Source organism: Solirubrobacter soli DSM 22325, from assembly GCF_000423665.1.
Taxonomy (GTDB): Bacteria; Actinomycetota; Thermoleophilia; order Solirubrobacterales; family Solirubrobacteraceae; genus Solirubrobacter; species Solirubrobacter soli.
On sequence record NZ_AUIK01000029.1, the window covers coordinates 41,118 to 67,301 of the forward strand.

Consider the following 26,184-nt stretch of genomic DNA (forward strand, 5'->3'; position numbering starts at 1 on the left):
GCATCCAACGCGCATGTCCGTCCCCCGCTCGGCGACCTCGGTCGCCGAGGTCCGTGGGGACGCTGTCGTGCTTTCGGGCCTGGTCATCTGGACGATCGCGCTCGCTGCGCTGATGTGGGGGACCTGGGGCAACCCGGCGATGGACACGGGCTACGACCTCGTGGCCGCGAGCCGGACCGCCCATGGCGAGCTGCCGTACGTCGACTACACGTACTGGTACGGCCCCGTCTCGCCCTTCCTGCTCGGCGGGATCTACGCGATCGTCGGCACCGGCGTGGCCCCGGCGGTCGTGCTCGGGCTCGTGATCAGCGCGCTGGCGATCGGGCTCACCTACCGGCTCGCGCGGACGTTCGTGAGCGCCCCGGCGGCCGGCCTGGCCGCCGCGCTCGTGGCGCCGGCCGCGCTGTCGAGCGCCAACAACTCCTACGTGCTGCCGCACAGCACGTCCGCCCCGCTCGGGATCGTGCTCGTGCTCGGCGTCGTGCTCGCGCTGGTGCGCCGCGGGGAGGGCCGGCGCGGCTTCGTCGTCGCCGGCGTGCTCGCCGGGCTGACCGCGCTGACCCGCCCCGAGATCGCGCTCGCCCTCTACGGCTCGCTGGCGGTCTGGATGGCGTTCTCGCTGTATCACCGCGCCGCGGACCGCCGCGACGCGCTCGCGCTGGCCGCCCCCGCGCTCGCCCTGCCCGCGCTCGTCTACGGCGTCTTCGCCGCGAAGGTCGGGCTCAACGAGCTGCTGACGGTGAACCTCTACCCGAAGGCGTTCGTCGCGGCCGCCGGGCACGTGATCCTCGACTCGCACGCGCCCAAGACGCCGGGCAGCGTCGCCAAGCTGCTCGCGTACACGGCGCTCTACGCCGCCGGCATCGGCGCGATGCTCGCGGGAGCCTGGGCGATCGCCAAGGGCGGCGCACTGCGGCTCGCCGCGTACGGCGCCGCGGGGCTCGCCGGCCTCGCCTTCGTCGCCGTGCTCGTCAAGCGGCCGGAGACGATCCGCTACTACCTCGAGTTCGCCTACGCGTGGATCCCCGCCGGTGTCGCCATCGCCGTGCTCGCGCTCGCCTGGCGCGGCCGCCGTCGCGGGAGCTGGGCGGACGCCGAGCGCGGCCCGCTGCTGGTCTGCCTGCTGCTCGCCGCCGCCGCCGCGTCCACCTACGCGTCGTTCAAGCCTTTCCCCAACGCCGCCTTCCCGGAGGCGACCCCCTACCTGCTGCCGCTCGTCGGCGTCTTCCTGGCATGGCTGCACACCCGCGTCCTGGACCGCACCGGCGTCCTCGGGCTCGCGTGGCTGGCCCTGCTGGTGGTGGGTAGCGCCGGTCTCGCGCTGCATGACGCACGCGCCGAGACCGCCAAGGCCCACGGGCCGCACGGCACGTTGACCGCCGCGCCGCAGGATGCCGTCGCGCTTCAGGGCGCGCTGGACATCATCGCCCGTGAGACCAAGCCCGGCGACCCGATCCTGGTCGCCCCGCAGCTCAGCTCGCTGTATGTGATGTCGGGCCGTAAGGACCCGCTCCCCCAGCTCAGCCTCCTCCCGGGCGCTCTCCCCACGCCCGCAGACGAGAAGGCAGCGATCCGCCGCATGGGCGACGTCCGCCTCGTGCTGATCGACCGCAACCCCCTTACCTTGTACCGACACGGTGCCTTCGGCACCACGTTCGATCGCCAGTTGGCGGCCTGGGTGCGACGCGATTTCGTGCGCGTCGCCACCGTGGCCGGACCGGGGCAGGACGCCCTGGCCATCGACGCTTGGCTCAGGAGGAGTCCATGAACGTAGGCCCCCGTTCTAGATCGGCGCGGCTGACCGCCCGCCTCGGTGCATTCGCTGCGATCGCCGCCCTCGTGGCGGCGATCTCCGCTTCCGCGCCCCAAGCCGCCGGCATCCCGCCGACGCCGGCCGGTACGGCCGGCATCGCGCTCGACGGCAAGGTCGCGCTGTCCTGGAAGGCGTCCAGCGGCGCCACCAGCTACGCCGTCTTCCGAGGCACGTCAGCCGCCGCCATCAACACCCAGATCTCGCCCTCCGGGCTGACCGCGACGTCGTACACCGACACGAGCGCGGCGAACAACACGACCTACTTCTACGCGGTCAAGGCCGTGTCCGACGAGGGCTCCTCGGCCGCCTCGCAGATCGCGAAGGTCACACCGAAGTCCGCCTCCTGCTCGACCGGCAACGCGGTCGTCAAGGAGAACTGCTTCCCGGGCACGACCGCCTGGAAGACGACCGACAACTCGCCCGCCTACCCGGACGGCATCGAGGGCTTCACGTCGGCGCCGAGCGTCAACGCCGGCGCGAGCGTCGACGTGCGCGTCGAGTCCAAGGCCGAGACCTCCTACCACGTCGACATCTACCGGACGGGTTGGTACGGCGGCACGCAGGGCCGCCTGATCGGCTCGATCCAGGGCCTCGTGGGCGACGCCCCGCAGGGCTGCGCCGGCAGCGCCGGGACCGACCCGACGGGCCTGATCGAGTGCGCCGACTGGCCGGTCTCGTTCACGCTGACGACCGGCGCGGACTGGACCTCGGGCGTCTACCTGCTCAAGCTGATCCGCGACGACAACGGAAACCACTCCGATGTCCTGCTCGTCGTGCGCAACGACGGCTCTGACTCGGACGTGCTCTACCACGTCCCGACCAACACGTACCTCGCGTACAACAACTGGTTCGGCAAGTCGCTCTACACCGCGCAGAGCGACGGCCCGACGACCGTGACCGGCGCCAACCGCGCGGCCAAGGTCTCCTTCGACAAGCCGTTCGTGCAGTCCACGGGCGACTACCGCTCGCACGACTTCTACCTGCGCACTGACGTCGCCGCAGTCGGCTGGCTCGAGAGCCAGGGCTACGACGCGACGTACACGGACTCGACGAACTTCGACGCCGACGGCGCCCAGCTCCAGGACCACAAGGTGTTCATCTCGGGCGCCCACGACGAGTACTGGACGCAGGCGATGCGCGACGCCGCCCTGCAGGCGCGCAATCACGGCACGTCGCTGTTCTTCCTCGGCGCCAACGCCATGTACTGGAAGGTCCGCTACGAGGCGAGCCCGACATCGGGCGTCGCCCGCCGCGTGATGGTCACGTACAAGACGATCGAGAGCGGCCCGGTCGATCCGAGCGGCACGTCCACCTCGACCTATCGCGACCCGGCCGGGCCCAACCAGCCGGAGAACGCGCTGATCGGCCAGCAGTACATCGGCGACAACTCCGCCCAGGCGTTCCCGCTGCGGGTCTCCGCCGCCCAGGGCAAGAACCGCGTCTGGCGCTACACGTCGCTCGCCGGCCAGGCCGACGGGGCCTCGGCCAACGTCGGCACCCAGCTCGTCGGCTGGGAGTGGGACGCGCCGTTCGACAACGGCCTCCAGCCCGCCGGCCTGCAGTCGATCGCCGCCTCGCCGGTGCAGGGCAACCTCGTCCTCAACAACGGCGCCGCGTACACGTTCGGCTCGGCCACGCAGCAGAGCACGATCTACACCGCCGCCAGCGGCGCGAAGGTCTTCTCGACCGGCACCAACAACTGGTTCCGCGGCCTGGCGCTCAACGTCGACGGCGACGGCGAGCCCAACTCGAAGATCCAGCAGGCGACGATGAACGTCCTGTCGGACATGGACGTCCACCCGACGACCCCGACGTCGGGCATGGTCGAGGACACCACGGGCGCGCCCGCCGTCAGCTCGACCACGCCGGCCAACGGCTCGTCCGGCGCCTCGCTGACCGCGAACATCGACATCAAGTTCGACCGTGAGCTGGACCCGAGCACGATCGACAGCTCGGACGTGACGCTGACCGAGAACGGCGGCGGCACGGTCACGGGCACGCTGTCCTGGGACGCGGCGAGCAAGACGCTGACCTTCGACCCGGACGAGACGCTCGAGCCGTTCACGGGCTACACCGTGACCGTCGGCACCGGCGTCAAGAGCTGGACCGGCGCCGCGCCGGCCGCGCCGACCGTGTTCAGCTACACGGCCGGGCAGGGCACGCCCCCGCAGATCGTCGCCAAGACCCCGGCCGCCTCCGCGACCGCGGTCCCCAGCGACACCACGATCACGGCGAAGTTCGACCGGCGCCTGGACGCGTCCACGGTGACCACGTCGACGTTCTCCGTCCGGCCGACCGCCGGCGGCGCCGCCGTCCCGGCCGCGGTCAGCTACGACAACGCCACCCGCACGGTGACGCTGACGCCGACCAGCCGCCTCACCGAGTCGACCAACTACACGGTGACGGCCACGACCGGCATCCAGGCCAACGGCGACGGCACGCCGATGGCGGCCCAGGTCACCTGGGCGTTCGCCACCAACCAGAACCTGAAGGTGACCTCCACCTGGCCGACCTCCGGCGCCACCGGCATCTCGCCGCTGGCGGCGGTCCGCGCGACGTTCTCGCGCCCGATCCAGGCGGGCGGCCTGCCGTCCGGCGCGGTCGAGCTGCGGACCGCCGGCGGGACGCTCGTCCCGGCCACGGTCAGCTACGACGCGACCGACCGCACCGCGACGCTGGTCCCCAACGCCGAGCTGTCGGTGGGTGCGACCTACGAGGCCGACGTCTCCGGCGTGCACGCCGCCGACGGCGCGCCGCTGGACGCCGCGACGTGGACGATCACCACGGCCGCGAGCCCGCCGCCCGCGGCCGAGCTCACCGGGACGTTCCCGGCCGACGCCGCCGTCGGCGTCGCGCCCGGGGCCACGGTCCGGGCGAGCTTCGACATCCCGGTCGACCCCGGCACGGTGACGGGCCAGAACTTCACCCTCACCCCCGACGGCGGCGCCCCGATCGCCGCGACCATCACCTATGACGCCGCCGCCCGCAAGGCGATCCTGACGCCGCTCGCGGCGTTGGCGCCCGGCACGCACTTCACGGCGACGCTGACGACGGGCATCCGCACGACCACGGGCGAACCGCTGCCCGTCACGCGGACGTGGGGCTTCACCACGGCCAACTGCCCGTGCAACCTGCTGACCTACCAGACCCCGGACTGGAGCGGCCCGGTGCAGGACTTCCGCTCCGGCCCCGGCCCGTTCACCTACGAGCTCGGTCAGAAGATCCAGGTGACCAGCACCTCGCAGCTGCTGGCCCTGCGTTTCTACAAGCACTCGACGGAGACCGGGACGCACGTCGGGCGCGTGTGGAACAGCGCGGGCGCGGTGGTCGCGTCGGTGACGTTCCAGAACGAGACCACGGCGGGCTGGCAGCGTCAGGCCCTGACCGTGCCGCTGACCCTGCAGACGGGCCAGACGTACACGATCTCGGTCAGCTTCAACAACACGTACGTCCGCACCTACGGCGGGCTGGCCAGCCAGCTCACCAGCGGGCCGCTGCGCAGCGTGGCCGACGGCCACAACGGGGTCTACAACCCCACCGCGGGCCAGTTCCCGAACCAGGACTACCAGAGCTCGAACTACTTCGTCGACGGCGTGGTGCGTCTGCCCAGCGTCCCGACGAACGCGCCGGCGGTGGCGTCGCGCACGCCGCTCAGCGGCGCGACCGGCGTGTCGATCGACTCCGACGTCACGGCGACGTTCGCCGGCCGTCTGGACCCGTCGACCCTGCGGGCGACGACGTTCACCCTGACCGACGCCGGCGGGCACTCCGTCCCGGCCACGGTGAGCTACGACGACGACACGCAGACCGCGACGCTCGATCCCACGTCCGCGCTGGACAAGGGCACGAGCTACACCGCGCGCCTGACCACGGGCATCAAGTCCGAGGACGAGACGCCGCTGGCGTCCGCGATCACGTGGACGTTCACGACGATCCCGCCCGCGGCTCCCGTGGTCACGCAGACCTCGCCGGTGCAGAGCGCGGCGAACCTGTCGACCTCGACCGAGGTCACCGCGACGTTCGACCAGGCGATGTCCGCGAGCTCGATCACCAGCTCGAGCTTCCGCCTGAAGGCGCCGGGCGGCGACGTCGTCCCGGCGACGGTGGATTACGAGCCGCTCACCCGCACCGCGACGCTGACGCCGACCGACCCGCTGAGCGCGTCGACGACGTACACGGCGGAGCTGACGAGCGACGTCAAGAGCTCGGTCAACCTCTCGCTGGCCGCGCAGTCATGGACGTTCACGACCTCGCACTGCCCCTGCAGCCTGTTCGACAACGTCCCGCTGATGCCGCAGTACAGCGGCCTCTCGACCGCCAACGGCCGTCCGGCCGCGGGTGGCCCGTGGTCGCTGGAGATGGGCGTCAAGGTGCAGGTCTCCCAGCCCGCGCACCTGACGGCCGTCCGCTTCTTCAAGGACACCGCGGAAACGGGGAGCCACATGGCACGTGTCTGGACCGCTGACGGCACACTGCTCGCCAGCGTCGCGTTCGGCACTGAGACCGGCTCGGGTTGGCAGGAAGCCCAGCTGCCCGTCTCGCTGCCGCTGACCCCCGGCCAGCCGTACACGGTCTCGGTCGGGATGAACAACACCTTCACGATGTCGACGTACGCGTTCGTTTCGCCGCTCGTGAACGGTCCGCTCTCGAGCGTGGCGGATGGTCAGAACGGGGTCTACGGCGATGCGGCGGGTGCGTTCCCGACGCAGAACTGGGGCTCGAGCAACTACGGCATCGACGCAGTGGTGAAGTGATGCGACGCCTCCTCGTGACGCTCGTCGCCTTCTTCGCGGTGGCGATCACGGCTCCGGCCGTGGCCGCCGCCGCGCCTCCGACGGGCGTCACGGGGATGGCGCTCGACGGACGCGTCGAGATCTCCTGGCAACCCGTGGCCGGGGCGACCGGCTACAAGGTCTACCGGGGCGCCACCGCGACGACGGTGACCACCCCGTTGATGGGCAGCCCGATGACGCCCGTCGACCCGCTGGCGCCGGCGTCGTTCACCGACATCGGCCCCGCCAATGGCACCACGTACTACTACGCCGTCCGCGCGATCGTGAGCGGCGTCGAGTCGGCCAACTCGCGCGTCGTGCAGGCCACGCCGAAGGCGGCGACCTGCACCGGCGCCAACGTCGTCGTGCGCGAGAACTGCCTGCCCGGCAACACCGGGTGGGAGGTCGGCTACGGCGGCCAGCCGAACATCTACGCCTACGCGACCGCCTCGAGCATCGACCACGGCGGCTCGGTCGACATCAAGGTCTCCGCCCCGGGCACGTCCTCGGTCGACATGTTCATCTACCGCAGCGGCTACTACGGCGGGACCGGCGCGCGGCTGTTCGCGATGATCCCGAGCGTTCCCGTGTCGTCGCAGCCGGGCTGCACGAGCGACACGAACATGGGCCTCTACGACTGCTCGGCGTGGCACGTCGACCAGACGATCACGACCAGCGCGAACTGGCCGTCGGGCGTCTACCTGATCCGCGTCGCGCGCAACGACACCCACGAGGACACGCACGCCCTCGTGGTCGTCCGCGACGACGAGCGCCACTCCGACGTGCTCTACGGCGTGCCCGACACGACCTACCAGGCCTACAACTCCTACGGCGGCAAGTCGCTGTACCCGCACAACTCGACGTCGGTGACGACCGTCACCGGCACCGGCCGCGCGGCCAAGGTCTCCTTCGACCGCCCATACAACAACCAGCACGACGGCGTGGGCAAGGACTGGTACACGTTCAGCGACTACGCGTCGGTGTCGTGGCTGGAGCGGATGGGCTACGACATCTCCTACGAAGCCGTCTCGAACCTCGAGGTCGCCGGCTCCGAGGTCCGCGACCATCGCGTGTTCATCTCCGGCGCGCACGACGAGTACTACTCGGCGGCGATGCGCACGGCCCTCGAGCAGGCCCGCGACGCCGGCACGCGCCTGTTCTTCACCGGCGCCAACGAGGTCTACTGGAAGGTCCGCTTCGAGCCCAGCATCGTGTCGGGCGCGGCTAGGCGCACGCTCGTGTCCTACAAGACCGCGCAGAGCGGTCCGGCGGACCCGAGCGGGATCTCGACCAGCACCTGGCGCGACCCGGCCGGCCCGAACAAGCCTGAGAACTCCCTGACCGGCGGCATGTACGTCGGCCAGGAGGCCTACACCTACTTCCCGCTGAAGGTCACCTCGGCGCAGGGGAAGGACCGCATCTGGCGCTACACGGGCCTCGACACGCAGGCGAACGGCGCCACCGCGACGGTCGGCACCTCGCTGATCGGCCACGAGTGGGACGCGCGCGTCAGCAACGGGCTCGAACCGCCCGGGATCGTGACGCTCTCGGCCTCCCCCGCATCCGGCGACATCCTCCAGGACAACGGCGGCGTCTGGGCGCGCGGCTCGACGAACTCGAACATGAGCAAGTACACGGCGGCCAGCGGCGCGCTGGTGGTCTCGACCGGCACCAACCACTGGAACTGGGGCCTCGGGATCAACAACCGCAACGAGGGCGAGCCCAACGCCAAGATCCAGCAGGCGACGACGAACATCCTCGTCGACATGGGCGTCTACCCCGAGACGCCGATGTCCGGCATGGTGCTCGACGACCCGACGATGCCGCCGCTGGTCACGCAGAAGCTGCCCGCGCCCAACGTCACGGGCGTCGACATCGGCACGACGGTCAAGGCCGTCTTCTCACGGCCGATGAACGGCGCGACGATCACGTCGGGCTCGTTCACGCTGACCGGCCCCGGCACGACCTCGGTGCCGGCGACGGTGAGCTACGACGGCGTGTCGCTGACCGCGACGCTCACGCCCTCCTCCCCGCTGGCGCTCAACACCACCTACACGGCGACGCTGAGCACGGCGGTGGCGGCGGCGAACGGGATCGCGCTCGGCGCGCCCGTCACGTGGAGCTTCACCACGCGTCCGCCCGACACGACCAAGCCCTCGGTCGCCATGACCGCGCCGGCCGACGGCGCGACGCTGCTCGGCAGCGCCAACCTGACGGCCGCGGCGTCCGACGACACCGCCGTCGCGGGCGTGCAGTTCAAGCTCGACGGCGACAACCTCGGCTCCGAGGACACGTCGGCGCCGTACGCCTACACCTGGGCGCTGGCCGGCGTGCCGGCGGGCCCGCACACGCTGACCGCGGTCGCGCGTGACACGTCCGGCAACACGCAGACGTCCGCGCCGGTCAACGTCACCGTCGACCCGACCGGGCTGGTCGCCGCCTACGGCTTCGAGGAGGCGACCGGGACCACCGTGACCGACTCCTCCGGCAAGGGCAACACCGGCACGCTCGTCAACGGCCCCGTGCGGGCGACGACGGGCAAGTTCGGCAAGACGATCACGTTCGATGGCTCGAACGACTACGTCAACGTGCCGGACGCGAACTCGCTCGACCTCACCAACGCGCTGACGATGGAGGCGTGGGTCAACCTCGCGACCGCCGGCGGCGCCGCGTGGCGGACGGTCCTGATGAAGGAGCAGTCCGGCGGCCTCGCGTACGGCATGTACGCCAACACCGACAACAACCGGCCGAGCGGGCACGTCTACACGAGCTCAGAGGTCGACACGCGCGGGACCGCCCAGGTCGCCGCCAACACGTGGACGCATCTCGCCACGACCTACGACGGCACCACGCTGCGGTACTACGTCAACGGCGTGCAGACGTCCTCCAAGGCCGTGACCGGCAACATCGTCAACTCGACGTCGGCGCTGCGGATCGGCGGCAACTCGGTCTGGGGCGAGTACCTGAGCGGCCGGATCGACGAGGTCCGGATCTACCGGCGGGTGCTGTCGGCGGCCGAGATCACGACCGACATGAACACGCCGGTCGTGCCGTCGGACTCCGTGCCCCCGAGCGCGCCCGGGACGCCGACCGCGACCGGGTCGCTGGCGAAGGTCGCGCTGAGCTGGACGGCGGCCACGGACAACGTGGGCGTCGACCACTACAACGTCTACCGCTCGACGACGTCGGGCTTCACGCCCGCGGTGGGGAACCGGATCGCGACGCCGGCCGGCCTGAGCTACAACGACACGCCGCTGGCCGCGGGGACGTACTACTACCGCGTCAGCGCGGTGGACGCGGTCGGCAACGAGGGCCCGTTCTCGCCGCAGGTCCAGGGCGACGCGCTGGCGGACTCGACGCCGCCGACGACGCCCGGCTCGCCGGCCGCGGCGGGCGCGCTCGGGAAGGTGACGGTCAGCTGGACGGCGTCGACGGACAACGTCGGCGTGGACCACTACAACGTCTACCGCTCGATCACGGACGGCTTCACGCCGGCCGCGGGCAACCGGATCGGCTCGCCGACCGGGCTGTCGCTGGTCGACCAGCCGCTGGCCGCGGGGCAGTACTTCTACCGCGTGACCGCGGTCGACGCGATCGGCAACGAGAGCGCCCCGACCGCCCAGTTCTCCGGCACCGCCACCGCCGACACGACCGCGCCGACCGTGAGCCTCACCGCGCCCGCCGCGGGCACGGTGTCCGGCTCGGTGACCGTCACGGCGACCGCGTCGGACAACGTGGGCGTCGCGGGTGTGACGTTGAAGGTCGACGGGGCGGCGCTCGGCACCGAGCTCACCGCTTCGCCCTACACCCGCGCGTGGGACACGTTCACCGTGGCGAACGGCTCGCACACGCTGACCGCGACCGCGCGCGACGCGGCGGGCAACTCGACGACGTCGGCCCCCGTGGTCGTCACCGTCAACAACCTGCCGCCGGACACGTCCGGCCTGGTCGGCGCGTACGGCTTCGAGGAGGCGAGCGGCACGACCGCGACCGACTCGTCGTCGGCGGGCAACACGGGGACGATGAACGCGGGCGTGACCCGTGCCGCGGGCGCCGGCAAGTTCGGCTCCGCGCTGACGTTCAACGGCACCAGCGGCATGATCAGCATCCCCGACGCGAACTCGCTCGACTTCACGACGGCGATGACGATCGAGGCGTGGGTGAACCCGACGACCGCCGGCGGCAGCGCCTGGCGGACCGCCGTGCTCAAGGAGCAGCCGGGCGCGCTCGTGTACGCGCTGTACGCGAACATGGACGCGAGCCGGCCTTCCTTCCACGGCTTCACGTCGTCCGAGTTCGACACCCGCGGCACCGCTGCCGTCCCCGCCAACACCTGGACGCATCTCGCGGGTGTGTTCGACGGGCTGACGCTGCGGCTCTTCGTCAACGGCGTGCAGGTCTCGAGCACGGCGATGACCGGGTCGTTGACGACGTCGACGGGCGCGCTGCGGATCGGCGGCAACTCGATCTGGCCCGAGTGGTTCGCGGGCAAGATCGACGAGGTCCGGCTCTACAACCGCGCGCTTTCGGCGGGCGAGATCCAGACGGATATGAACCGCGCGGTGGTGGGCTCATAAAGCCATCTACGGGGGGTTAGGAACGGCCCTGGACGATGGTCCAGGGTGCCCGTTCCGGCCCCCCTAGTCCGCCTACGATCAACGCCATGAACCTTCGTCGTCACCTGAACGTGCTGCGGCGCTTCCGCGTCATCGTCGCGGGCGGCGTCATTCTCGGAATCGCGCTGGGCACCCTTGCCATCTTCAAGGTCTCCACCAGTGGCCTGGAGTGGCGTTCCACGCAGACGTACCAGAGCACCTCGACGCTCAACGTCACCCAGCACGGGTTCCCGGACGGACGCGTCATCCTCGCCGACTCCAACGCCGCCGACCCGAACTCGCCGGCGGAGGTTCAGAAGGCCAAGTCCAGCGACCAGTTCGCCGACCCGGGCCGCTTCGCCAACCTCGCGATCACGTACGCGTACTACGCGCAGAGCGACGCGGTGCGCAAGCTGATCCAGCCGACCCCGGACCCGGAGCAGGTGACGATCACCCCCGTGCCCGCCGGCTGGAACACGAGCGCCACGCTGCCGCTGCTGACGCTGCAGACGATGTCGGAGAACCCGGACGCCGCCAAGAAGCTCAATCAGTCGGTGATCACCGCGCTGCGCGGCTACATCGAGAGCGAGCAGGCGCGCAACAACATCCCGCCGGACAACCGCGTGCGGATCGACATCCTCACCCCGCCGAGCAAGGCCGCGGTGCTGATCGGGCACTCCAAGACGCCCGCGATCATCGCCTTCATCCTCGTGATGGCCGCCACGTTCGCCCTGGCCTACGTGCTCGACAACCTGTACCCGCCCAAGAGCGGCGTCGCGGACGACTACGTGCCGCTCGAGAGCGCGCCGGTGGCCACGATGCCGCACGCCGCCGCGGATCTCCCGCACGTGCCCGCCACGCCGTCCGCGCCGCTGACGGGCGGATGGTCGTCGCCGCCGTCCTCGTCGCGCCGCGCCAGCTAGAGGCGGGGCTCCGGCCGTGGCCGCCGTCGACGCCGGACCGAGCCCCGCGCTCGCTCCGGTCCCCCGTCGCGCGTATCTGATCTCACTGCTGCTGGCGGCGATCATGCTCGCCGCCGCGATCCTGGACCTGCGACCCACCTACTGGGTCGCGGGGATCAGCGGCGTGCTGCTCCTGATGGCCACGTACCGCTGGTTCACCCAGTGGCACGTGATGGTCGGGGGGATCTTCCTGATCGTCCTGTGGGTGCCGATCGGGCGCTACGGGCTCCCGATCACGCTGCCCTTCCAGCTCGAGCCCTACCGGGCGATGGTGGGCGTGGTCGCGATCGCCTGGGTCACGACGATGCTCGCCGAGCCGAAGAAGCTGCCGCTGCGGCCATCCGGCCTGCGCGGGCCACTGCTGTTCCTGTGGATCGTGATCGCCGCCGGCGTCGCCTCCAACATCGGCACGATCCAGGCCCGCGGCGTGATGATGGACGTGCTCTTCAAGATCTCGTTCCTCGCCAGCTACATCGTCGTGATGCTGCTGATCGGCAACGTGATCCGCACCCGCCAGGACATCGACCGCGCCATCAAGATCCTGATGTTCGGCGGCGCCGTCGTCGGCTTCTTCACGCTCGTCGAGAACAAGACCGGCTTCAACGTCTTCAATCACCTCCAGCAGGTGATCCCGATCTTCCGGTTCGACCCCTCGCAGGTGCCGACCTACCTCGAGCAGCGCGGCAGCGGCAACCGCGTGATGGCGTCCGCGCAGCATCCGATCGCGCTCGGCACCGCCCTCGCGACGCTGCTCCCGCTCGGGCTCTACCTCGGCTTCCGCACCAAGAGCTACTTCTGGTGGGGCTGCGTGGGCATGATCGCGCTCGGCGTGCTCACCACGGTCGCCCGCACGGCGATCCTGATGCTCATCGTCGAGGCGATCACCCTCGCCTGCCTGAAGCCCGCGACCGTCAAGCGGCTCTGGTGGGCGATCCTCCCATTCGTGCTGGTGGTGAACATCGCCGTGCCCTCGACCCTCGGCACCATCAAGGCGTCGTTCTTCCCCGAGGGCGGTCTCGTGGCCCAGCAGAACACCAACCCCGGCGGCGACGCCTCCAACCGCGTCTCCGACATCGGCCCCTCGCTGCACGAGGCCAAGGCGACCCCGTTCTTCGGCCAAGGCTGGGGCACCCGCGTGCCCGCCAAACTCGACCCCGCAAAGACCCGCCGCTACCTCGACGACCAGTGGCTCGGGCTCGTCCTGGAGGCCGGCTATTTCGGCTTCATCGCCTTCATCTGGTTCTTCGGACGCAACGTCCGGCTGCTCGGAGGTGCAGCCCTGCGCGATCAGTCGTCGCACGGCTGGCTGCTCGCCGGCCTCGCGGCCTCGATCTTCGGGTTCGCGATCGGCATGGCGACCTACGACGCGTTCGGCTTCCCTCAGGCGACCCTGCTCATGTACATCATGTGCGGCCTCGGCATCGCCGCGCGCCGGCTCCCGGCGCTGGACGACAACCCGGGCGGCGCGAAGCCGAAGGCCGAGAAGGCCGCCCCGCAGCTCGAGTTGCTGGCGACGCGCTGATCACTCGTCGCCGGCGGGCAGCTCCGCCGGCGCGAGCCCTTCCTCGCGAAACCACGCGAGTGCGCGGTCGATCGTCTTCAGCTTGGACTTGAGCTCCTTGATGACCGGGGCGTCGTCGTCGCTGAACAGCGAGAGCAGTGAGAGCTGGTCGGCGGCGAACCCCTCGGACTCGATCAGCGCGAACCATTCCTGATGCCCGCGGGCGGTGACGATCAGGTTGTCGGCGTGCAGGAGGTGCCGGGCACGCGCGTAGGCCTGCAGGAAGATCACCGTCTGCTCGACCTGCGCGGGTGAGCCGGCGAGCAGCGCGCGGCCGGCGGTGAGCCCGCCCGCGCCGCCCATCAGGCTGATGATGCCGAGGCCGCCGAGCATCCCGCCGGGGCCGAGCGCGGCGAGCCCCGCGACGAACGCGGCGCCGCCCGCGAGCCCGGCGGGTGCGGCGGCGAACACGAGCGCGGGAGCGGCGGCGATCACCGCCAGGCCGACGACGGCCAGCGCGGCCCGCTTGAAGACCTGACTGTCCTTGTGCGCGCGGCGCGCGGAACGCTCGCTCTCCTGAACGTGCACGGCGAGCTGCCTGGACCGGCGCAGGTCACGCGCCAGCAGCTCGAGCGCCTTGACGCGCTCCTCGCGGGAGACGTCGATCTGGAAGCGCTCGACCGGGTTGCCCATGAACGCCGCCAGCAGGCAGGCGAGGAGCTCGTCGTCGGCGATCGGGCGGGCGCCGAGCCACGCGGCGTTGTCGCGCAGGAGCTGATCGGCGGTGACGTGCTCGAAGCCGGCGCCGGCGATCTTCTGCGCGAGGTCCGGCAGCACGAACTCGCGCGCCCCGATGAACCGCGCCCGCTTGTCCGCGTTCTCGATCACCTGGCCGAGTCGCAGCCCGTACTGGGCGCCGATGATGACCGCCAGCAGCGCCGCCGGGAACGGGCGATCCGGGAGCGGACGATCGTCGGCGGGCTCCTCGGGACGCTGGTCGTACCAGTCCAGCGCGACGCCCGCGCACGGGTTGGCCAGGTACGCCGTCGCGTCGTGCGAGCGGTTGGTGTCGATGAAGACGTCCAGCGCCTGGCCTTCGATCTGCGCCAGCCCGCGATGACCCGTGACCATGTCCCCCGCGCCGACGAGGTTGAGCCACGCGCCCATCGTCTCGTACGGGAACCGCCGGTTGGCGTCCTTGAGGTGCTCGCGCATCGGCCCGAGCGCGAGCGGCGTGCCGATCGTGATCAGCAGCGTCAGCTCACAGCCCGGGGGCAGGTGGTAGATCAGGTCGCGCGCGACCACCGACCCGAGGCTGTGCGCGACGATCACCAGCTCGCCGGTCCGCGGCAGGTCCTGCAGGATCCGCCGCACGATCGCGTGCCGGCGCTTCGCGTCGCGGCGGTAGCGCTGCGCGTCCTGGAACCGGAGCTCGCGCACCAGGTTGGCGTGCGGCCCCTCGGCGGGGATGTTCCCGAGGATGCTCGGCGGGACCTCGAAGCGCCGGATGCCGCTCTCCTCGAGGCTGTGCAGCGTGCGCCAGTAGCGAGCGCCGGCGCGCGCGTAGCCCGCGTCGTCGGCGCGCTTGTAGGTCTCTTGTGGCCGGTCGCCGTCGAGCGCCGTCTCCGGCTGCAGCAGATCGAGGTATGAGGGCGCGTGGATCGTGTACCCACGCTCCTCGATCGTCCTCAGCCCTTCCTGACGCAGGCCTTGATTGAGCGCGACGAGCCACTCGCGTCGCGGATCGTCGTTGCGGATCCCATGCAGGAAGAGCAGGTGGCGCATCGCGTCAGCTCGCGGCGGCGTGGATCACGACGCCACCGTAGCCGCCCTTCGCGAGCGGTGCGGTCAGCGGGCGGCGGGCTGCGCCGGGAAGCCGCCGAGGGCGGTCCAGGACTTGGTGAGGCCGCCGAAGCGCTCGCCGACGATCGACGAGCTCGGGAACAAGCGCGCGAGCTCCTTGCGGCGCATCAGGCGGTGCTCCTGGATGATCTCGCGGGCCTTGTCGGCGTCCGGGACGCGGCCGGCCCAGCCGACGCCGCGGCGGCGCAGGATCGCGATGCGGGTGGACTCGGGAAGCCAGTGCCAGACGGGGACGAGGAAGTGGGGCTCGATCGGGAACCAGAAGTTCGGGGTCTGGACCCAGTAGGCCTTGGCGACGCGCTGGACCTCGCGAGCCATCTTGGCCTGGTTCTCGAAGGTGAAGAGGTGCTCGATCACCGAGTTCGAGAACGCGATGTCGAAGGAGTCGTCCGCGTACTGGGAGAGGTTGGTGGCGTCGCCCTGGGTGGGGATGATGTTCGCGTGCTTCTGGGGCTGCGCGTCGAGGTTGACGAGGGTGATCGTCACGCCCTCGCGGCCGGCCCAGCCGCGCTGCTCCCAGTACTCGTTCGTGCCGCCCAGGTCGATGATGTTGAGCGGGCGCGGAAGGTCGGCGACGAGCTGCTCGAAGAGCCGGAACCGGCGCTCACGCAGTCGATGGCTGATCGAACCGGCACTCTTGTCATCGGCAAGCCCGCGGAGTCGGGCGGTCGGGCTGAACATGCGGTGCAGCTTGGCCCGCTCGTGCGCGGGCGTCCCTATCCGACCGGCCAGGTTGACCCACCCACCCTGGCCATTCCGGGAGGAGCCGTTCGCGCGCGACCTCTAGGTTCTGGCCCATGGCGGAACCCATCGACATCGTCCTCCTGACGTTCAACCGGCTCGACTATCTGATCGCGACCGTCGACAACCTCGAGGCGCGCACGACTCAGCCGTACCGTCTGACGATCGTCGACAACGCGTCCGGCGCCGACGTGCGCCAGTGGCTGGCCGACAACCGCCACCGCTTCCACCAGGTCATCCTGCGCCCGACGAACGAGCATCTGCCGGCGTTCCAGCACGGCATCGACGCCACGACGAGCGACCCGTTCATCCTCGCCGAGCCGGACCTGATCGTCCCGGACCTCTCGCCCTGCTGGCTGACCCGCCTGCGCGGCCACCTGGACGCCAACCCGGACTTCGGCCTGATCGGCATGGGCCTGGACCCCGTCAACCGCCCGTCGGTGCTCGGGCCGGAGGTCATCGACCCCGCCTCCCGCCACGGCGAGGACATCGTCGAGGGCAACCTCGGCATGTGGTTCCAGATGCTCCGCCGCGACGCACTGCTCGTCCCGTATGAGCTCGACGCGCAGGCGTGCGAGGCGATCCGCAACGCCGGCTACCGCGTCGGCTGGACCGACACGCTGCGCTCGTACCACCTCGGCTGGGACGACTACAAGCTGCACCCGGGTCACCTCGCGTCCAAGAACCCGAAGGTGAACCGCGCGTACGCGCACTACAAGGAGATCGAGCTGATCGATCGCCCGCCGTCGCTGGTCGAGCTCGCCACCGCCGCGCCGGTCCTCGCCACGACGCGCGAGGCGGGCATCCCGGACGCGTCCGTGCTCGAGCTCGCGTGGGGCGGACCCGCGGTCGCCGCGTCGGTCAAGGGACCGGTCGCGCTCGACGCGCCGCCCGCGAGCGACCTCGGCCTCGCCGCCGGCGCCGCCGGCGCGGTCGCGCTCGTAAACCCGCCCGAGGCGCAGGCCACGTCGCTGCTCGCCGAGGCCTTCCGCATCGCCGCCGACACGGTCGTCGTCAGCGCGCCGCTGACGACCTTCGGCGGCGCGCTCGCCCCCGACCTCGCTCCCGAGGGCTGGACCGGCCGCGAGCTCCCCGGACCCGCCGTCGTCCCGATGGCGCTGGCCAAGGCCGCCGACGCCGACCCCGAGCTCGAACAGCACCTCGGCTACAAGACCCTCGACGAGCGCGAGAACTGGCTGGCCCTGTTCGCCCAGGCGGGCTTCGGCAACGGCCCGGGCCGACTCTGGGTCTGGCGCCGGACCGAGCCGCTCGCCGTTCCGGCCGAGGTCTCCCTCGCCGGCGCCCGCGTGCCGGCCTGGCAGCCCAAGCCGCCGGAGGTCGCCGCGGCGCCCGCGTTCACCTTCATGGACCGCGTCCGCGGCAAGCTCTACCGCACCGCGCTCAAGCGCCGCGTGCGCGCCGCCCAGGGCCGCGCCTAGCCCGCCCCGGGGGGAGTTCGTTCCGGTTCACCCTGTGTGAACCAAAACGGAACACCCCCCTTAGCGGCGCGGGAGCCAGCGGGTCTTGTGGGCCGTGCGGCGCGGTTTGGACGTGTCGGCCGACGGAGCCGGGCCGGAGGGGACGGCGGCGGCGGTGACCGGGGTGTCGCGGTCGATCGCGAGCTCGGCCGGGGAGAGCGCGCGGTCGTAGACGCGGACGTCGTCGAGGGTGCCCTTGAACGCGTCCGGCCAGAGGCGTGTTCCGCCGATGCGCAGCGGGCGGGTGGACGAGGTGAGCGCGCCCTTGAGCGGCGAGTGGGCGAGCTCGCGGCCGTCGCGGTAGAGGCGGGCGGTGCTGCCGTCCCAGGTGATCGCGAGGTGGCTCCAGCGGCCGCGTGGAAGCTTGGACGGCGCCGCGAGGCCGGTGTCGCGCGAGACGAAGACGTGGCCGCTCGGGAGGCCTGAGTCGCTGGCGGCATAGAGGCCGTAGGCGAGTTTGCCGGTCTGCTCCTTGACGACGACCGCGCGCCACGCGCCGGTGACGGTCGCCGGCTTGACCCACGCCTCGAGGGTGAGCGCGCGGCGAAGGTCGAGCGAGGGCGCGTCGGGGATCGTGACGAGGTCGTCGACGCCGTCGAACGCGAGGCCCCGGCCGCTGTGGCCCGCGACCCGCCGGGCGCCGGAGATCGTGCCCGCGTTGCCCTGAGCGGACGCGTCGGCCACGACCGCGCCGGAGGGCTCCTCGAAGCCCCATGCGCCGACGAGCCCAGCGGAGTGCGCCGCGACGTCCATGACCGCGGGCGGGCGCTCGCTCGGGGCGGGAGTCGGGGTCGCGAGAGGCAGCGCGATCGGCGTCGGGGAGGCGGTGACGGTCGCGGTCGGCGTGGCCGTGGGCGTCGCGCTGACGGTCGGGAAGACGGTCGCGGTCGCGGTGGGCGTGGGGTCGGCGGTCGCGGTGGGCGTGGGGTCGACCGTCGCCGTGGCGGTCGCCGTCGCCGTGGCGGTCGCCGTCGCCGTGGCGGTCGCCGTCGCCGTGGCGGTCGCCGTCGCCGTGGCGGTCGCCGTCGCCGTGGCGGTCGCGGTCGCGGTGGGCGTGGGGTCAACGGTCGCGGTCGCCGTGGCGGTTGCGGTCGCGGTCGCCGTGGCGGTCGCGGTCGGCGTCGCTGTCGCGGTCTCCTCGGGCGTCGCGGTCGCGGTCGCGGTCTCGGTCGGCGTCGCGGTCGCGGTCTCGGTCGGCGTCGCGGTCGCGGTCTCGGTCGGCGTCGCGGTCGCAGTTTCGGTCGCCGTCGCGGTCGGTGTCGCGGTCTCAGTGGGCGTCGCCGTCACCGTCGCCGTCTCGGTCGGCGTCGCCGTCGCGGTCGCCGTTTCCGTCGGCGTCGCCGTGGCCGTCTCGGTCGGCGAGGCCGTCGCGGTCTCCGTGGCCGTCGCGGTCTCCGTGGCCGTCGCGGTCGGCGTGGGCGTCGGGTTCCCCACGGGCGGCACGCCGTCGAACTCGAACGCACCCGCGTCGGGCACGCCGTTGCGTCCCCACCCGCGCGCGTCGTACACAGGCGAATCCACCGGGTCGCCGTTGTCGACTGCGATCGCGCCCGGGAGCAGGCGGAAGTCGCCCGCCGCCGGGTCGACGAACTGGTTCATCGCCTCCGGCCGCTGGCGGTCGGTGTGGCCGCAGCGCGTGTCGGTGAAGATGTTGTGGGAGTACGCGAGGTCGGTGCGGCAGCCGCCGATCGGGCCGATGTTGTTCGAGAGCCGCGAATTGACGTAGGTGCCCTGGAGCGCGGGCGCCTGCTCCCAGACGTTGTTGCGCAGCACGAGCCCGTCCCAGGGCAGGTCGCCGGTCATGAACGTGAAGAAGCCCGGCTTGCCGTCGAGGTCCGTCGACGCGCCGAAGACGGTGTTCTCGATCAGGACGTCGCGCGGGTTGGGGTCGTCGCCGATCGCCGAGAGCAGGATGTCGAACACGGCGCAGTTGGTGAAGCGGCTGTTGCGGATCGTCAGCCCCTGCACGCCCGCGGCGAGCAGGCATTCGGTGTGCACGTCGCCTGAGGAGCGCGTCGCGTCGTGCCAGACGACGCCGTCGTACACGGCCCCGTAGCTCGCCGGCGTCCCGCCGATCATGCTGACCTTGTCGTCGTGGGAGGGCCCGATCGACCCGCCCTGCCAGAAGAAGTCGCGCGTCCCGAGCAGATAGTGATTGCGCGCGCTGAAGTTGTAGATGCGCACGTCGTCGGCGGTGTCCTCGATGCGACCTTCGACCGTCAACGCGCCGTTGCTGACCATGTCGCGGACGACGATGTGGTCGGCGTTGATGTCCAGATGCCCGAGCTCCACGCGAGCGCCGAGCGCCGGCTCGAACGTCACCGACGGGCCCTCGCGCCCCAGCGCCGGGATCAGCTGGTCGCCGTAGACCCCGCCCGCGACCTCGACGACGTCGCCGGGCGCGGACAGCTTGTACGCGCGCTCGAAGCTCGCGCACGGCACCAGCACCGAGCAGTCACCGTCGGCCAACCCGTCGGGGGCCACGTGAAGGGTCGCGGCGCGGGCGGAAGCGGGAAGCGTCAGGCACGCCGCAACCACAGCGAACACCCGACAAGACCACCCCAGCCGAACCACACAAACCCCCGACAAAGAACCACAAACCGAACCGTCCGACTATCGCAGACAGCGGACGCTGCGTGTGACTATTCCGGCGCGCCGCCGCGCAGCGCGACGGAGAGCCGCTGCCGCGCCCGCAGCGCGTCGATGACGCGCGCGTCAGGGCAGCGCGGCGCGCGCGTGAACGCACCCGTCACGTAGCCCCAGATCAACCCGACCGCGGCGCGATCCCCGCGCGTGCGATAAAGGCTGCGCAGCACCAGGTACGAGGGCCGGTAGCCCATGTACCAGGCGGCACGCCCGGACAGCGCGTGCGCCCGCACCCGCGAGGACTCGCGCAGCCCTTCGGGCCGATGGTGCTCGAACGGCAGGTCGATCATCGTGCCGGTCTTGAAGCCCGCGAGCTGCGCCTGGATCTCGTCGATCCCGTCCCAGCCCACGTTGGGCTCGAGCGCCAGCGCGATCGACACGCACTCGCCGGCGCGGTACGCGCGCGTCGCGCCCCACACCGCGGAGGGTACGACCTTACGCCTCACCCACTCGCCATCCTGCAGCTCATGGCACGAGCCACCCGCCATCCCCAGCGAGGGCTCGGCCTCGAACCAGCCGATCAGCCGTTCGAAGAAGTCCGGCTCGAAGTTGACGTCCGCGTCGACCTTGACCACCACGTCGACCTCGCTCGGCAGCGAGCGGATGCCGTACTGGAACGCGAGCAGGTCGCGCCCCTGGCGGCGGCCGTCGCGCAGCGCGCCGTCCGCGTTCTCCGTGCCCACGACCATCAGCGCGGGGTCGAGCTCCCCCAGCGAGCGGGCGAGCTCGCGCGTGCCGTCGGTGGAGCCGTCGTCGACGACGATCCAGTGGGCGGGACGGCGGGTCTGCTCGCGCACCGCGGTCGCGAGACGCTCGAGATTCGCCCGCTCGTCGCGAGCCGGCGTGATCAGGGCATAACGGAGCACGAGGCGGATGCTAGGTGCGCGCCGCCTGGCCGAGCCTGTGCGGAAGGGTAGGTGCAAGCCGCCCGACCACGACCATCATCCACGCCATGTGCGGAATCGGCGCCCTTCTCGACCCCGCGGGCATCGCGGGGCCCTCGACGGCGGAGGCCATGGTGCGCGCGCTGCGCCACCGTGGACCCGACGGCGACGACTGGCGGCGCGTCGGTCCCGCCCTGCTCGTCCACACCCGGCTCTCGATCATCGACGTCGCGGGCGGCGACCAGCCGTTCACGTCCGAGGACGGGACGATCACGCTCGTCGCCAACGGCGAGATCTACAACTACCTCGAGCTGCGCGCCGGGCTGGAGCAGCGCGGCCACACGTTCGCGTCGCGCTCGGACTGCGAGATCATCCTCCACCTCTACGAGGAGGACGGCCCGGAGTGCGTGCACAAGCTCAACGGGATCTTCGGCTTCACGCTGTGGGACGCGCGCCGGCAGCGGCTCGTCGCCGCCCGCGACGCCTTCGGCGTCAAGCCCGTCTACTGGGCTGAGCGCGGCCGCCGCGTCGCGGTCGGCTCGGAGGTCGGCGCCGTCCTGGCCGCGGGCCTCGGCTCGACGATGATCGACCCGATCGCGCTCGACCACTTCCTCGCCTGGCGCTTCGTGCCCGCGCCGCGCACGCTGTTCGCGGGCGTCCAGAAGCTGCCGGCGGCCTCCTACCTGGTGGCCGAGGTCGACCAGCCGGTCAAGGTCACGAGCTACCGGACGGCGCCCGGCGCGTCCTTCGACGCCTCGCCGGCCGAGCTCGCCGACGGCCTCGCCCACGAGTTCGGCCAGGCGGTCGGTCGGCAGATGATGTCCGACGTGCCGTACGGCGCGTTCCTGAGCGGGGGCATCGACTCCGCCGGCATCGCGGCCGCGATGACCGCCCACGACGACAAGCCGATCCAGACGTTCACGATCGGGTTCCCCGGCCACGACGACACGCTCGACGAGCGCGCGGCGGCCGAGGCGTCGGCGAAGGTGATCGGCACCGACCACCACAGCGTGGCGATGAGCGCGACGGACTTCCGCGGCCAGATCCGCGACACGATCCACCGCCTGGAGGAGCCGTGCGGCATCCCGTCGGCCCCGGCGCTCCTGCAGCTGAGCGAGTTCACGACCAAGTCGGTGACGGTCGTGCTGTCCGGCCAGGGCGCGGACGAGCCGCTCGGCGGCTACTCGCGCCATCAGGCGGCGGCGATGCTCCAGTACGTCGCCAAGCTGCCGGGCGCGGTCGCCGGACCCGCCAGGAGGCTCGCGGGCGCGCTCCCGCGCAACGAGAAGGCCAAGCGCGCCGCCGGGCTGCTGGGCGCGGGTGACGCGACCGACCGCCTGCTCGGCATCTTCGACATCGCTCCTTCAGAGCTGCGCGCCGCGCTGACCGGCGCCGACGGCAGCGAGGCGGCCGCCGAGCGCCGCGCGCTCGCCGAGGCGGTCCTCGACGACGTCCGCGACCGCGACCCGCTCGAGCAGACGCTGTACCTGGACACGCATCTCTTCCTGCCCGACGGCCTGCTGATCTACGGCGACAAGATGTCGATGGCGCATGGCCTCGAGCAGCGCGTCCCGTTCCTCGACGTCGAGCTGATGCGCTACGTCGAGCGGATCCCGGCCAAGGTGCGCGTGAAGGGCCTCAAGCGCAAGTGGCTGCACAAGCAGGCGATGGCCAAGCTCGTGCCGCGGGAGATCATCGACCGCCCCAAGCTCGGCTTCTCGACGCCGTACGACCGCTGGCTGCGCGAGGAGCTCGGCTCCGAGGTCGCGCGCCGGTTCGCTCCCGGCACCGACCTGGCGGCGACGATCGACCCGGCCACCGTGAGCGCGCTCGTCTCCGGCCACCAGAGCGGCCGCGCCGACAACAAGCGCCTCCTGTACTGCCTGCTCGAGCTGTCGGAGTGGCAGTCGCTGTTCTCCGGCGCCGAGGCGCCCGAGCTGGTGGCCTCGTGAACGTCGACGTCGCGATCGTCGCCTACAACAGCGGCGACACCCTGCGCGGCTGCGTCGAGCCGCTGGCGGGCGTCGAGGGCGTCAACGTGGTCGTGGTCGACAACGCCTCGCCGATCGACCCGTTGCCGACGATCGCCGACCTACCGGTCAAGACGATCCGCGCCGAGCGCAACGGCGGCTTCTCCTATGGCTGCAACATCGGCGCGAACGCCGGCAGCGCCGACTACGTCCTGTTCCTGAACCCGGACGCTGTGCTCGCGCCCGCCGACCTCCAGAAGCTGGTCGACCTGCTCGACGCCAACCCGGAGATCGCCTGCGCGGGGCCGAAGATCCTCGGCGGCGACGGCGAGCTGCTCTTCAGCCGCCGGCGCGAGCCGCGCCTGCGGACGACGCTGGCCAACGCGCTCTTCCTGCACCGGGTGTTCCCGAAGGCGGCGTGGACCGACGAGATGGTGCTCGACCCCGCCGCGTACGAGCGGCCGGGCGACGCCGAGTGGCTCTCCGGCGCCTGCCTGTTCATCCGGCGCAGCGCGCTGGAGGAGATCGGCGGCTTCGACGAGTCGTTCTTCCTCTACTGCGAGGACACCGACATCTGCGTGCGGCTGCGCGCCGCGGGCCATGCGGTCCGCTACGAGCCGTCCGCGATCGCCCGCCATCAGGAGGGCAGCTCGGCGCCGCGCTCGGAGCTCGCCGCGATCCACGCGGAGAGCCGCGCCCGCTACGCCCGCCTGCACTATCGGCCAGTGGCCGCCCGCCTCGAGGCGGCGCTGCTGGCGCTTTCCGCGGTGACCCACGCGATCGTCGCCTACCCGCGACGGCGCGCGCACGCTCGCGGCCATGCCGCCGCGCTGCGTGCCCTCACCAGTCGTGGTGCCCAGAACTAGCCGATCGTCCTGGCTCCGCCCCTTATCAACTCCTCCTCCCGTCCTTAGGTTCCAAGACATGTCCTCCTTGCGCGATGCCAGCCGGCCGGCCGCCGGCACTACTGATGTGAACGTGGTGCCGCTGGTCGACCCGGCGCACGCGCGCCACGTGTACCGCGGCCACAAGAGCGAGTTCCCGGCGCAGCAGCGCGACGCGATCGTCCACGTCGTCGGCGCCCGCCCGAACTTCGTCAAGATGGCGCCGATCATCACCGCGCTGGGCGCCCGGCACACGTTCCGCCAGGTGATCGTCCACACCGGCCAGCACTACGACAAGAAGCTGTCCGAGGACGTCCTGGCCGACCTCGACTTCCCGGCTGTCGACCGCTTCCTGGGCGTCGGCTCCGGCTCGCACGGCGAGCAGACCGCGAAGGTCATCTCGATGTTCGAAGAGGTCCTGCTCGAGGAGCGCCCGGTGGCCGTCGTGGTCGCCGGCGACGTCAACTCGACGCTGGCCTGTGCGCTGGTCGCCGCCAAGCTCGGCATCCCGGTCGCGCACATCGAGTCCGGCCTGCGCTCGGGCGACTGGACCATGCCGGAGGAGGTCAACCGGGTCCTGACCGACGCGATCTCCGACCTGCTCTTCACGCACAGCCCCGAGGGCGAGGCCAACCTGGCCGCCGAGGGCATCGGCGCCGACCGTGTCCACTACGTCGGCAACACGATGATCGACTCGCTGCGCCGCTGCGAGCGTCGCGCCCGCGGCCGCGCGGTGTGGCTGGATATCGGCCTGCGCGAGCGCACCTACGTGCTCGTCACGCTGCACCGGCCGTCGAACGTCGACGACGCCGGGCAGCTCGGCCGGATCGTCGAGAGCCTGCTCGAGCTGGCCTCGCGCCACCCGGTCGTCTTCCCGATCCACCCGCGGACGCGCAACAAGCTCGCGAGCATGGGCGCGCTGGAGCGCCTCGAGGGCGCCGGCGTGCGCTGCATCGAGCCGCTCGGCTATCTCGACTTCCTCTCCCTGCAGGCCGGCGCGGGCGCGATCCTGACCGATTCCGGCGGCGTCCAGGAGGAGTCCTCCGCGCTCGGCATCGCGTGCTTCACGCTGCGGCCGAACACGGAGCGCCCGGTCACGATCACGCACGGCACGAACGTCCTGCTCGGCGACGACGCGTCGCTGATCGCGAGCGTGCGCCCGCCGGTGTGGGAGCCGACGCCGTCGGCGATCCCGCTGTGGGACGGTCACGCCGCCGAGCGCGTCGCCGACGTCCTGGTCGCGAACTACGCGGTCCTGCGCATCAACGGCGCCGCCGCGACCGCCTGATGCGCGTCAACGTCCTCGGCTGCGAGATCGATGCGCTCACGATGGATCAGACCGTCGCGCGCTGCGACGAGCTGATCCAGACGCAGGGCGGGTTCGCTCAGCACATGGCGATCAACGCCGCCAAGGTCGTCAAGCTGCGCGAGGACGACAAGCTGCGCGACATCACCAACCGCTGCGAGCTGATCAACGCCGACGGCGCGGCGGTCGTGTGGGCGTCGCGCCTGGTCGGCCAGCCGCTGCCCGAGCGTGTCGCCGGCATCGATCTGATGCACCGCCTGATGGCGCTGGCGGCCGAGAAGGGCTACCCGGTCTTCGTCCTCGGCGCCAAGCAGGACGTGCTCGAGACCGCGGTCGCGAAGCTGCGCGAGGAGCATCCGGCGCTGCGGTTCGCCGGCTACCGCAACGGCTACTTCTCCGACGAGGAGACGCCCGCGCTGATCGACGAGATCCGCGCGTCGGGCGCGAAGCTGCTGTTCGTCGCGATGTCGACGCCGCGCAAGGAGTACTTCCTCGGCGAGCACGGTCCCGCGATGGGCGTGCCGTTCGTGATGGGCGTGGGCGGGGCGATCGACGTCGTCGCCGGCCTCACCCGCCGCGCCGGCCCGACCTGGCAGAAGCTCGGCCTCGAGTGGCTCTACCGCCTGCTCCAGGAGCCGCGCCGCATGTTCGGTCGCTACGCCCGTACCAACACGGCCTTCATCTGGCTGCTGGGCCGCGAATTGGTCCAGCGCAAGACCCGTCCGGCCTAGCCGCCTGGCCAGGGTCCCCAAGCTGTTCCAGACGTACG

At 71.5% G+C, this 26,184-nt stretch carries 14 protein-coding genes; 10 read left to right on the plus strand and 4 right to left on the minus strand.

Annotation, left to right across the window (positions count from 1 at the left end; all coding sequences use genetic code 11):
- Nucleotides 1-13: 13 nt before the first annotated feature.
- From G569_RS0123560 to G569_RS0123580, 5 genes are all read left to right on the plus strand, one after another.
- On the plus strand, nucleotides 14-1,768 hold the full coding sequence (locus G569_RS0123560) for a glycosyltransferase family 39 protein (protein WP_028065246.1): 1,755 nt from the start codon (nucleotides 14-16) through the stop codon (nucleotides 1,766-1,768).
- Nucleotides 1,765-6,567, plus strand: coding sequence for an Ig-like domain-containing protein (locus G569_RS0123565; protein ID WP_157592252.1), 4,803 nt, complete (start codon nucleotides 1,765-1,767; stop codon nucleotides 6,565-6,567). Before G569_RS0123560 ends, G569_RS0123565 begins: the two co-directional genes overlap by 4 nt.
- Nucleotides 6,567-11,162, plus strand: coding sequence for a N,N-dimethylformamidase beta subunit family domain-containing protein (locus tag G569_RS0123570; RefSeq protein ID WP_028065248.1), 4,596 nt, complete (start codon nucleotides 6,567-6,569; stop codon nucleotides 11,160-11,162). The genes G569_RS0123565 and G569_RS0123570 overlap by 1 nt, the downstream gene beginning before the upstream one ends.
- A gap of 86 nt (nucleotides 11,163-11,248) precedes the next feature.
- Entirely contained in the window at nucleotides 11,249-12,103 is an 855-nt protein-coding gene (locus tag G569_RS0123575) for a YveK family protein (protein WP_028065249.1), read from the plus strand.
- 16 nt (nucleotides 12,104-12,119) lie between these two features.
- Complete coding sequence (locus tag G569_RS0123580) at nucleotides 12,120-13,664, plus strand: O-antigen ligase family protein (RefSeq protein ID WP_028065250.1); 1,545 nt, start codon at nucleotides 12,120-12,122, stop codon at nucleotides 13,662-13,664.
- Here G569_RS0123580 and G569_RS0123585 read toward each other — a convergent pair whose 3' ends face one another.
- Both G569_RS0123585 and G569_RS50960 read right to left on the minus strand, forming a co-directional pair.
- Complete coding sequence (locus G569_RS0123585) at nucleotides 13,665-15,428, minus strand: hypothetical protein (protein WP_028065251.1); 1,764 nt, start codon at nucleotides 15,426-15,428, stop codon at nucleotides 13,665-13,667. It lies immediately after the preceding gene.
- 63 nt (nucleotides 15,429-15,491) lie between these two features.
- Entirely contained in the window at nucleotides 15,492-16,187 is a 696-nt protein-coding gene (locus tag G569_RS50960; RefSeq protein ID WP_053226874.1) for a methyltransferase domain-containing protein, read from the minus strand.
- Nucleotides 16,188-16,303: 116 nt separating this feature from the next.
- Between G569_RS50960 and G569_RS0123595 the strand changes: the two genes are divergently transcribed.
- Nucleotides 16,304-17,686 carry a glycosyltransferase gene (locus tag G569_RS0123595; protein WP_028065252.1) on the plus strand — a complete coding sequence of 461 codons (1,383 nt, stop codon included), beginning with the start codon at nucleotides 16,304-16,306 and terminating at the stop codon, nucleotides 17,684-17,686.
- Nucleotides 17,687-17,746: 60 nt separating this feature from the next.
- Here the strand turns inward: G569_RS0123595 and G569_RS0123600 are convergent, their stop codons facing one another.
- Together G569_RS0123600 and G569_RS0123605 are read right to left on the minus strand one after the other, a co-directional pair.
- Nucleotides 17,747-20,272, minus strand: coding sequence for a LamG domain-containing protein (locus tag G569_RS0123600; RefSeq protein ID WP_157592253.1), 2,526 nt, complete (start codon nucleotides 20,270-20,272; stop codon nucleotides 17,747-17,749).
- 95 nt (nucleotides 20,273-20,367) lie between these two features.
- Nucleotides 20,368-21,237, minus strand: a complete 870-nt coding sequence (locus G569_RS0123605) for a glycosyltransferase family 2 protein (RefSeq protein WP_028065254.1) — start codon at nucleotides 21,235-21,237, stop codon at nucleotides 20,368-20,370.
- An 86-nt stretch (nucleotides 21,238-21,323) separates the two neighbouring features.
- Here G569_RS0123605 and asnB point away from each other — a divergent pair, with 86 nt between their 5' ends.
- The 4 genes from asnB to G569_RS0123625 are packed head-to-tail and all read left to right on the plus strand — an operon-like array spanning nucleotide 21,324 to nucleotide 26,146.
- On the plus strand, nucleotides 21,324-23,207 hold the full coding sequence (asnB, locus tag G569_RS0123610; RefSeq protein ID WP_028065255.1) for an asparagine synthase (glutamine-hydrolyzing): 1,884 nt from the start codon (nucleotides 21,324-21,326) through the stop codon (nucleotides 23,205-23,207).
- A complete protein-coding gene (locus tag G569_RS0123615; RefSeq protein ID WP_028065256.1) occupies nucleotides 23,204-24,091 on the plus strand; it encodes a glycosyltransferase family 2 protein in 888 nt (295 codons plus the stop codon). The genes asnB and G569_RS0123615 overlap by 4 nt, the downstream gene beginning before the upstream one ends.
- Nucleotides 24,092-24,149: 58 nt before the next feature.
- Complete coding sequence (wecB, locus tag G569_RS50965; RefSeq protein ID WP_084285442.1) at nucleotides 24,150-25,397, plus strand: non-hydrolyzing UDP-N-acetylglucosamine 2-epimerase; 1,248 nt, start codon at nucleotides 24,150-24,152, stop codon at nucleotides 25,395-25,397.
- The gene (locus G569_RS0123625; RefSeq protein ID WP_037498610.1) at nucleotides 25,397-26,146 is read left to right on the plus strand and encodes a WecB/TagA/CpsF family glycosyltransferase; all 750 of its coding nucleotides are present in this window, start codon (nucleotides 25,397-25,399) and stop codon (nucleotides 26,144-26,146) included. The genes wecB and G569_RS0123625 overlap by 1 nt, the downstream gene beginning before the upstream one ends.
- Nucleotides 26,147-26,184: the final 38 nt, after the last annotated feature.